This window comes from Candidatus Pantoea formicae (assembly GCF_011752625.1).
GTDB classification, from domain to species: domain Bacteria; phylum Pseudomonadota; class Gammaproteobacteria; order Enterobacterales; family Enterobacteriaceae; genus Pantoea; species Pantoea formicae.
This window is the reverse complement of sequence record NZ_VWXD01000059.1, coordinates 1-240: the sequence shown is the minus strand read 5'-3', so window position 1 is coordinate 240 and position 240 is coordinate 1. Positions and strand designations below refer to the sequence as shown.

Here is a 240-nt window from a genome sequence, read left to right as displayed (position 1 = left end):
GAAGGGACGTTGAAGACGACGACGTTGATAGGCCGGATGTGTAAGTGCAGCGATGCATTGAGCTAACCGGTACTAATGACCCGTGAGGCTTAACCTTACAACGCCAGAGGCGTTTTTTGAGAGACGCGACAGATTTTCAGCTTGATTCATCCGGATAAGATTTAGCGGAAACGAAAGATTTTGCGCAGGGGCAAGGCGCCGACCGAGACGATGTGAAGGAGCATACTGAAGTATGTGACT

The 240-nt window shown here is 50.0% G+C and carries 1 rRNA gene; it reads left to right on the top strand.

Annotated features, from left to right (window positions below):
* Positions 1 to 97: ribosomal RNA gene (locus tag F3J38_RS27900) — 23S ribosomal RNA — on the top strand; the annotation flags it as partial.
* Positions 98 to 240: the final 143 nt, after the last annotated feature.